Here is a 10,381-nt window from a genome sequence, read left to right as displayed (position 1 = left end):
GCTAGGTGAAAGCAAAAAGTATCAAAAACACTGTAACTATGCGGCGTAAGCCACTGCTGGACGAATTATCATGAATAATTCGGGTTAATTATATTTCCTGCAATTTTTGCCTTCACCGATACCGTAACAGATTCGCCCTTTTTCAGATTTCCATTCAGACGGATAAACAGGGTCTCCCGTCCGGTATCCGGGTCCACTTTTCGTACAGTCTTATCAATGGTCACACCGCCCGGGGCTTTTTCCACTGTAACTGCCGTCAGTAACCGGTCTTCGCCGGAAGTTTCTCCTGAAACAGTTACTCCCAGAGGAACCAGATCAACAAGTACCGGCTTTTGAACAGGCGCAATTCCAGTATCACTGCTTGTAGTGGCATTGGTTACAGTAAGTGTATAGGTAAGCGTATCACCCGGCTGTACTCCCTTAACAGGATTTACATTTTTGCTCACCGACAGAATTGGAGCCTGGCTTTGAATTACTGAAATATCACATAACGCTTCTGCCTGACTGGCCTCCTGACCGGGGTTTAACGTTCCGTTTACATCCCATTTCCGGTATTTCATCGATACACTTGCATTATTACGGATAAATTTTATATCCTTCTTATAGCTTCCGCCAGCAAGCGTTGCATCCTGACGGTTCAGCTTTGCAGTAACCGTGATGGTTCCTGGTACGAAATCCTGCCCCAGTATATAAGCGTTTTTCGTAGATCCCTTTAACGTATCATCCCGGTAACTGATTTTAAATGATTTCACTTTTCTGCCGCCAACCGGCTTAATTTCACCGATCTCACCATCTCCGGAAACGCTTACGCTCTGCACCTCTCCGGTCTGATTTCCATCAAAACCATAGAAGGTTACATCTGCCATAATCGTTCCTGTTCTTCCTTCTTTCAGCCGGTTTGTCTGCGCGGCTTTCCCCGGTTTAACAGAAAGAATGGTATATTTTTCATCGCTGTATTCTTTTTCATCAAGAACATTTTTTCCTGAATCAAGCATGGTCAGCCCCTGATCGGTGACTTCATACTGATCAAGAGGAATAGTATTAACAGCTCCGGGCGTAAGGGTATAGGTAACCATCTGACCGTCATTCCACCATAAATCTTTCAAAGAGGCGGTCTGAGTCGTCTTGTCAAGGGTTACTCCTGTTTTCTGCTTCACGTTGGTAAATTCGCAGGGCTGAGGAATATTTCCTTTTTCAATGGTTACTTCCTTTTTATAAACAGTTCTGCTGTCATCCGGATTAATCACATATCCATCTGTATTAGGCGTGATGGAGGTCTCTTCAATCTCATAGGTTCCGGGAAGCAGCATGACTGTAGTTCCGGACTCACCATAGGGTATCGATACAATATCTCCTGCCTGTTTTCCGGTTTCTTTATTTGTTATTTTTACAAACGCATTCAGTGATCCGGACGGATTATCCTGTTTGTTTATATCATTTTTAAATAGTTTTAATGGCAGCGCTTCCTGATTATGCACCGTGAACTGATATACACCAGGTGCTTTGGTAGTATTGTCTGAGAGCACATACAAATCCAGTCCTGGTCTGGTCCCGCCGTTCTTAATTAAATCCGCCGTTACCGGGAATATGTTCCCATTCTCCCCTTCAAACGATTCCAGACGGAAGGTATCAAACCCATGATCCTTTACAGGTACTTCGTACAAGCCGTAAGAATATCCCGGCTCCTGTTTCAGCCCCCGGAAGGAAAGCTTACCCTGGGAATCTGTGGTTCCCTCTGTTACATAACTCCAGATATTTCCGGTTTCTTTTTTATATAGCTCAAAGGTTATTCCTGCCTTTACTGCTTCTGTCTTCCCGTCTCCGCTGTATTTGGTAATCTGGAAATCAATTCCTCCCTGGTTTTCTACGGTAATTTCAGTAGTTTTACCAGTTTCCGCTTTCAGTCCCTGTTCCGGAATTGCTGTCCCAATGGTGAGATATCCCAGAGGGGCATTTGTCTCCTTTACATAATAAGTTCCCGGACTGTTTTTCTTTGTTGAAAGTAAAAATTCATAGATTCCGCTTGTTCCGATTTCCTTAAAATCTCCCACATAGGAAGTCAGTGCCTGATCAGAATATAAGCTGAATGCCGCACCTGACAGTTTATTTGAAGGATCTGCTGCATCCACTTTCGTAATGCGGATTCTTGCTTTTGCATACTGATTTTCTACTCCTATGGCAACCGGAGTCTTGGTTGTGAAATCGGAATCCGTTCCTGCCTGGATATAGCCGTCAGACCATAGCCTGCCATTGGCCACTCCTGTTTCTCCAGTCAGCATCCAATCAGGATTCTCCCGCTCTTTTACATAGTAGGCTCCGCCTTCCGGGTTCTGTGCCAGCAGCACCTTACCCTCTGCAGAATAATAACCATCTGCTGCCTCAAAGTTATTAATTGTGACGGTTACAGGCTGATTATTCTCATCATAGACCGGCTTATAGGCCTTTTCCGCATCAGAATAGGTGAATACATCAAATACCACCTGAGACGGAAGCTTTGTTTTTATATCCTGGTCATTTACGAATCCATCACCAAAATTAAGCTTCTTTATGATTGTCAGGGTAACCTTCATACGGTTTTCAAAGGTTACTTCCGTATCATGATAAGATCCGGTCATGTCTCCGGTTACAGCCACTACCAAAGATGCCGTATCAACTGTATATCCATCCGGTGCCTTTATTTCCGTAATACGGTACCAGCCTGGCTGGCAGTTCTTAAGGACATAGGAGCCATCCCCCTGATCTTCCAGCGTTGTGGTCAAAGTTCCAAAGCCATCCACCGGCTTTTCGTAAGCCGGATCTTCTACATTCCTTAGAAAGACTCCGTCAAAATCTGTACCAGTACGGAACTTCATATATTCCAAACGGAATGCAGCACCTTTCATGGAAGTACCGCTTTGATTATTCTCACTGTCTGTTTTATGTAACGTAAGCTGTGCCAGTCTTGGATTTTTAATGGTCAGTGCAGCCAGCTGGCCCGTAATTCCATCTGCAACAGGAACCAGGGTTACTTTATCTCCGTCAGCTACCGGCTTGTAACCAACAGAAACGTTTGTCTGTTCAAAATAATTATCTGCTGCCGTCTTTTCAGCACTGCTTCCCAGCGTCTCACTGATGATAGTATACGTTCCGCTCTCAAGTCCGTTTAAAACAGCAAGATATCTTCCGTCCCCCTGCTTTTGTGTGACAGCAGTGACCTGACCTCCTGAAGGAGTTTTTAATGTAAATGTAATACCGGAAAGTCCTTCCGGCCTATCTCCGTTCCATGCAGTCTTTTCTATCTCAAGCATTGGCTTTTGCGGATTGTAAACAGGTACTGTCAGAGACGAACTTGCTACGGTAAAGTACCTCCAAAGCCCGCTGTCACCGGTATACATTGTGATATATTGTTTTTTCTGCTCTGTAGTTAATGTTTCCTTCATTCGGTAAAGACCGGAAGGAAGTCCTCCTGGTATAAGAATCTTACCGGTATTGTCCGTTGTGTAGGTCCCATATTTCCTGTAATCATATCCGGACCCAATCCACTGATACTGCCAGACTTCAAACGCAACCCCTGAGAGAGGTGTTTTCTGAATATTCATGCCTTCCAGTTCATCGTCTGTTTTATGGAATGTACCAGTATCCGGGATATAGCCATATTTTTTAAGGGTTACCGGATATTCTTTGGAAACCTTGTTAATAAGCCTGAATGCAGTCGATTTGCTGCTGTCCCAGAAATACTGCTCATCAATGTGGTCCTTGTTAATGGGCACCGTAACATTTAAAAGATGAAGCGTTGTATCTATGGTAACCTTAGACGGAGCATAGATCTCTTCCAGCCCCAGCAATAACTTAACCGGGTCACCTTCTGCATTATATTGAAGGATATCCTTGGGATCTTTACCCATTGCTGTAATTTTATTGCTTAATTCATCCAGCCTGATGGTTTTTGACAATGCATAACCTGTTTTATAGGTACCGTCAGATTCAAGGCCTGTTTCCACCACATCAATAGGCATTAGTTTTTCATTATTATCCGGATTTAACAGCCATATCTGGAATTTCGCACCGCCAAGAAGTGTGGGTTCTTTTCCTGTGCTGTCATCCTTTAGCCATTTGTTTAAAGCAACCTGGAAATGGTAATTTTCAAGTCCGGTTCCTCCGTTTGAATGCTGGTTGGTAATAACTGCTATTTTTTCATTTCTTTCACTGTGATAAGTATGCCGGATATCATCATATCCACTGTATCCTGAATTGCCGGGAACAAATACAGCAGCGATCTTCCCGCCTTCCTCCAGAATATAACCCGGTGCCGCCTCATCCTCAACCAGCCAGTATACATATCCATCCTCCAGAATAGCAGTGTCAAACTGACCGTCCATCCTTTTACCTGTCTGGGGATCTATACGGGTGCCGCTCTCATACCTGCCTTCTGCCTCAAACCTGCTTTCATCAGCCAAATCCTTTATTTGAACTGAGGACAAATTCTTTGTGTCAGCAAGCATCTTATAGAGTGTAAATCTTGCACCGTTTACCATGTGGCGCTCATCATGGATTTCTCCTCCAACTGTTGTCCCGTCGCAGGTTTTCCATATGTTAAACTGAATCCAGGATTTATAATTGTACAGAGGTTTCGTATATCTGACCAGTGAATCCGCATTAGCCGGAAGATCCTTTCCGCTAAACATAACCGCATTATACCGGTTCTCCAAATCCGCCACCGTAAGACTCTTTGCCGGCTGTCCTTTGTCAATAGGAAGAGGTTCTTTATTCCCCATATTTAATTCAAATGGCAGTCTGGATTCACTTCTTGCGGGAACCCGGACTTCTGCTACATAATAGATATCATTCCGGTCAATGTCGTTAAAGGTAGCAATTCCGTCAAATTCATTTGTCACCTGTACCTGTACAAAATCAGCAATATCCGGCTGGTTTCGATTCACTTTATAAAGAGCCAGATTTACATTTCCTAACGCCCTGTTCACCTCATAGAACTGATCATTCCAGCCATCCCGCCAGTATTTCTGGGTGCGGATGGTCAGCTTTGGCTCATTTTTAATAACAAGAGGTGCTCCCGTTGACTCTCCGTTTACAGTGGATATCGTTTTTCCCTCTTTCAGTGTAGTTGTCAGCACTTCATAAGAAGGAAGATATCCCGAAGGTGGTGTAATTTCAGCAATCACATAGGGAATCCGGTTTCCGCTGTCATCGAAGATGCGCAGCTTACTGCTGTCAAAGACTACCTGACCGTTAGTCCCGGAAGTCTTTGTCTGAATGGGATTTTTAATACTGTTTGCCCAGTCATCCTCACGGAACTGAGATCTTAAATAAATTCCAAATACAGCCCCGCTCACTGTCGTATTTCTTAAGGCATCCTTTTTGGTAACCATCACTTTTCCGATATTCTGATAGTTTTCCAGAGACTTGTTTCCATTCAAGTAGATATTCATTTTTTTATCTGCTGCTGTCTCTGCTGCCGTTACGTTTGCCGGTCCGTAATACACTGCCCCATTCTGAATGATATAACCATCATACTGTCCATCTGCCTTGTTGTTCATCAGAAACAGCGGATTGATAATATCCGAACCCGGAATTTCCTTGAAGTAATATGTTCCCGGTGCCATGACCGTATCAGTATTGGATACAATTGTGTTTTTATTGCCTGGAAGTGTAACTGCTGTAAAATGATCCCCATCTTTCTGATATACTTCAAAGGTAATCTTAACGTTACTGTCCACGCTTCCACTTGAATTATATTTAACCTTCTTTAAATTAACTGATTTGAATGGTTTATTATAAAACTTTAAATGGGTGGTCGTGGCCTCTTTGGGATACCAGAACCATTCTTTCAGTTGTTCCTTGTTAATCGGTCCGCTTGGTGTAGTAAACTCCCGTATCTCTGTTCCAACATAGTTTGCCGGTGTCTGTACTTCTTCTACCCGGTACGCTGTTCCCGGATCAAGAGAAACAAAGGTTCCCTCCAGGGAAACGGTTCCATTAAATACTTCCGCACCATCCGAAATTCTTGTAATGCGGAATGTTGCAGTGATTTTTTTACTGTTATCAGTTATATCATACTTGTGAAGCCAGTAAGGAACTTTCTGAGGTATGTTATATGCCTTTACACTGGTATCCGATTCCCTGCTGACTGTATAAGGACCGATAAGAGGTGTCTTTACTCCATTAATAATTGCCTGATCAACAGTTTTCTCTGCCTCCTCTGCCTCCAGGCGATCCGCACTTCCGGTCTCGCTCCAGTAATAATCTTTGGTGATATCCAGATTTCCGGCAGTAATTATACCACTCTGATCAGTGACATAGATTTTTCCAGGAGTTACTTCGCTGTAATTATTCTGATTTTTATCAGCAGCATACAGTTTAAACTGGTAACCGGCATTGGAATTACTTGTATTGATCCAACCGGTTGACCATTGATTTCCAAACGTCCATGTCTCCTTTTGGAGTTTTAAAATCCCTTGTCTGTTATTTTTAATATCGAATGAAGTTGTTTTTAATGGTACGAGAGTAAACTCTTTATAAAGATAAGCCTTACCGTTTTTAATTTCTGTGGTGAACCCACTTTCTGCAGAATTGCCATCCGAATATCCATCCGGAAGTTCTTCCGCCACTCTGTACCGAATCTGGTGACTGCTGCTGTCGTAAACAGGAAGAACCGCTTCAAATCCGCTGTTGCCATCCAGTGAATAGGTATCCCTGGAATTTACAGAAACTCTGGACCAGCTGCTTCCATCTGAAGTGGATTCAAACCAGAAATGGTTGTCAAAATTCCCTCTGTACTGCTGGGGGACTGCTTCATAAGCCCCACTGTCCTTTTGAAGCAGCTTTGTTATCTGAACTTTTGCCTGGTTTAAAGTATTAACAAGGTAGTTGCCGCCTTCCTTTAAGACAGAAGTTTGCCCCCTGTTTACTGTAACAGGGTATTCCTTCGTGTCCATGATATATCCGTTGGCACTTTTTTCCCTGACAATGTATTCGCCGGGTGTAACAGGCTTAAACCTTACCAGACCGGTCTCGTCTGACTGAACCGTTGTTACCTCAGTACCGCTTGCCTTCTCAATCAGTGTAAATTGTGCACCGCTTAATGGACTTAAATCTGCCTCCTTTGTATCCGCACTGTTCCAGGTGCGTGCTTTCTTATAAAATTCAATTGCACCCTTTCCCACAACGTTATTAACTACTTTGATTTCCTTATTCTCACCGGCCTTAATGGTGAACTTAATCTCCTGAGTGTCTCTAAAGGTCTGGGAATCCACCACTGCATAACTGTATTCTGTTCCTGCAGGCTTCCTGCCTTCTTTAATCACATAGGTTCCAGGATCAGCCTGAATCTGAATATAGCCTCTGCTGCCAGTTGTATATGGGATGCTCTCTCCATCTTCGCTGGATGGATTAACCGCTATTGTTCCTTTTTTTAAAGCATTGCCATTTGGATCCACAACCGTATAGTTGTCATAAGGTGTTTCATTCCCCATAGAATCCACAGAGTAAATCTCAAATTCGGCAAATCCGGGATATTCCCTTTCCATTGTCAGATCATAAGGTTTTAAAACTCCGATTCCTTCATCCAGCATCTTCGTTAACTGAATGACTGCGGGTTTATTTACTTCATGAACCGCTAAAGCTGCTTCTGAATCATCTTTCATAATAAGAGTGGTTCCCAGCTTTACGTATTCCAGATGAGCCTGGTTTAAAACAGTAAATACGGAAGAATCATTCGCTCGCGGGTCATTGTATTTTAAAATAAATGGTTCAAATGGATACCTGGCTGTGACCAGATAAGAGCTGTAGGTCGGTGCCAGTTCCGAAACATAAATATGATCAGCCCCGTTTTGACCCTGGGTTTTATAATTATCTATTACAATGGAGCCATCTCCGTTTTGTCTCACAGGTATGCTGCTTCCATCCCCCCATGCTGCAGTGACCGATACCGGTTTCATCTCTGCCGGAGCATTTGGGGTTGTTATAGAAAGTGTATCAGTTATATGGTAAGAATTTTCCTTAAATCCAGTACGTCCGTAAGTCTGATAAACGGTTCCATCCGGCTGTCTTGATATCTCACCATGGTTTCCATACATTCCCACCTCTATCATATAGGTAATATCAACATACTGGGGATTCCCCTGATCATCCTTGATAACAGTGTAAGACTGATCCGTAGGATAAACTCTCTTTTTAATATGCCACTCATCATCGGAAATCAGTTGGAGCTGGGTCTGTGACGGCTGTCTGGCATAAGTAACTGTTGGAATATTCCCCGGATATGTAATGTTTTCCTTATCCGTCTTATCTGCAACTTTAACATCAGCATGAAATGCTACGCTGTTTTCAGAAAGGGAAAACGTCTCTCCTACCGCCCTTTTACCGTTACCGTCTATATATGCGTTAATTATTATATTATCCGACTTTCCCGGACGGATGTTATGATTCTCATCTCCTGCCTGGATTGCATAGACGCTTTTTTCGCTGTCTGAAGTATAGAGTTCTACTTTTCCGCTCTGTTCCTCCAGTGTAATGCCGGCAGGAACCGTAAAATAAATGACCGCATTTTCATATGTATCAAACAGGGGCAGTTTTCCGCCTGCTGCATATTCATAAACCGGTGCAGGCTGCATTGTATAGGTGATGGTATAAGTAAAAAGCTTTCCTGCCTTTATCTCTCCGGTCATACTCTGGGCAAGATCGATTTCTACTGTTTCTTTTTTATCTGTTGCATCATCTCCATAATAGCTTAATGCTGTATCATAGGGAGAAAGCTTTGCCTCGTCACTTACTTCCATGTTTAATAATGTAATTCCGTAACTGGGAACTACCATGGAGAAAGAAGGCTGAACAAATAATGAGGTAAGACTGAAGTTACTTTCTTCCTCTTGCCCGTCTATTCCCATTAAGGCAGACTTTTCATCACCAGACAGAACACGGCCATCTCCGATAGAAACAATATCTGCGCTATCAAAGGTCTCTGTTTCCAAAACTGCTTTCGAAGAGGTAGCAATTGTTTCCAGTGCCTCTGTAAGTACCGGAACCTCGTGTCTGGAGAGAGAAAGTCTTTGACCTACTACTTCATTTTTACTAATTGAAATATCGCTGACGGCTTCAGAATGGCCTGAATTATTACTATCCTCCTTTGGCTCAGCTTTTTCCGGTTCAGCTTTTTCCGTTTCAACCTCTTCCTGCTTCACATCATCTTTATTTTCTATAGCTGTATCATCTGATTCGGTATTTGAAGTTTCATCTTCATTTGCCTGCGTCTTAGCAGCTTCTGATTCCTTCTCAGTTGATATAGCAGCTTCGGTTTCCTTATTTGCTGAATCGGATTCCAAGGCCTGTGTTTCTGCTGCTGTTTCCCCGGATGTTTCCGCGTTTGTTCCTGCTGCCGTTTCTGCTGCAGAAGCACCCCCGGATGCGTTATTTTGGGTATTTTGCAAAGCGGTTTCCTCTGCATTTTCACCAACAACCGCATACTCATCCATCTGGGCTTGTGTAATAATAAAATTGTCACTTACTACCCTGAGACGAAATTCACATTCCCGATCCTTATATCCGTTTACACCAATAATCTGAACATTCTGAAGGATAGATTCCTGTTTAATCCGGTCTGAATCATCAGTCTGGGGAAAGGGTTCACCGTCAAGAGCATCAGAAACTACCACAAGATACATAGCCTTGCCTGTTTTTCTTTGAAGAATTAAGGTCTTGCCTTCCAGTTCCTCATATAATTTTCCGATAACCAGATCTTTTTGTTCCCCTTTAAATGGAATTAAATCTTCTTTTAATTCAGGTCTTTTGTCAATATCCTTTTTAAGGACTTTTTCTATGGCAGACTGGGTAACTTTAACATCGATTACCTGTTTTGCCTGTGACGGCGTTGCTTCTGACGGAGATGCCTTGGACGCATTGGATGGAGTAGCCGTTTTCTGTTCTGTATACTCTGCCGCATAAACCGTAGTAGCGGTGAGCTGTGATACATTTCCCGAAACAATGGCTATTGTTAACAACCAGGCAATAATCCGTTTTAAGCGATGGATTTTTTTCATTGCTCCCTTCATTTTTCACACCCTCCTTATATATTTTTCCTTTCTCATTCTGTCTTTTATATGCAAGCCATAAAATGGCAATATTTCCCTCTTTGTCAGTATACCTGAGACTGGTTACAAACCAGTTATTTTTGTTTACTTATTGATTTTTAACCCAATATTTTTTACAATGTTTTTTCCACTACTTTGTATGCTTTTTTTCGTTAATTAAGTACATTTTTTGTTATATTTTTACATAAAATTATTGTCTGATATTAACTGTTAACTTTACCACTTTAAATTGTTTACATTTATACTCCTGTATGCTGATAGTAATATTAAAATACGGCATTGCGGAATTTTTGCAAAAC

The 10,381-nt window shown here is 42.5% G+C and carries 1 protein-coding gene; it reads right to left on the bottom strand.

What is annotated here, in order from left to right; genetic code table 11:
* Positions 1–68: 68 nt before the first annotated feature.
* On the bottom strand, positions 69–10,043 hold the full coding sequence (locus tag DS742_RS22510; RefSeq protein WP_117419206.1) for a SpaA isopeptide-forming pilin-related protein: 9,975 nt from the start codon (positions 10,041–10,043) through the stop codon (positions 69–71).
* Positions 10,044–10,381 lie beyond the last annotated feature (338 nt).

The sequence above is a fragment of the Lacrimispora amygdalina genome, assembly GCF_003432035.1.
GTDB classification, from domain to species: domain Bacteria; phylum Bacillota; class Clostridia; order Lachnospirales; family Lachnospiraceae; genus Lacrimispora; species Lacrimispora amygdalina.
Note: the sequence above shows the minus strand (reverse complement) of the source record. Positions and strands in the feature narration are given on the sequence as shown.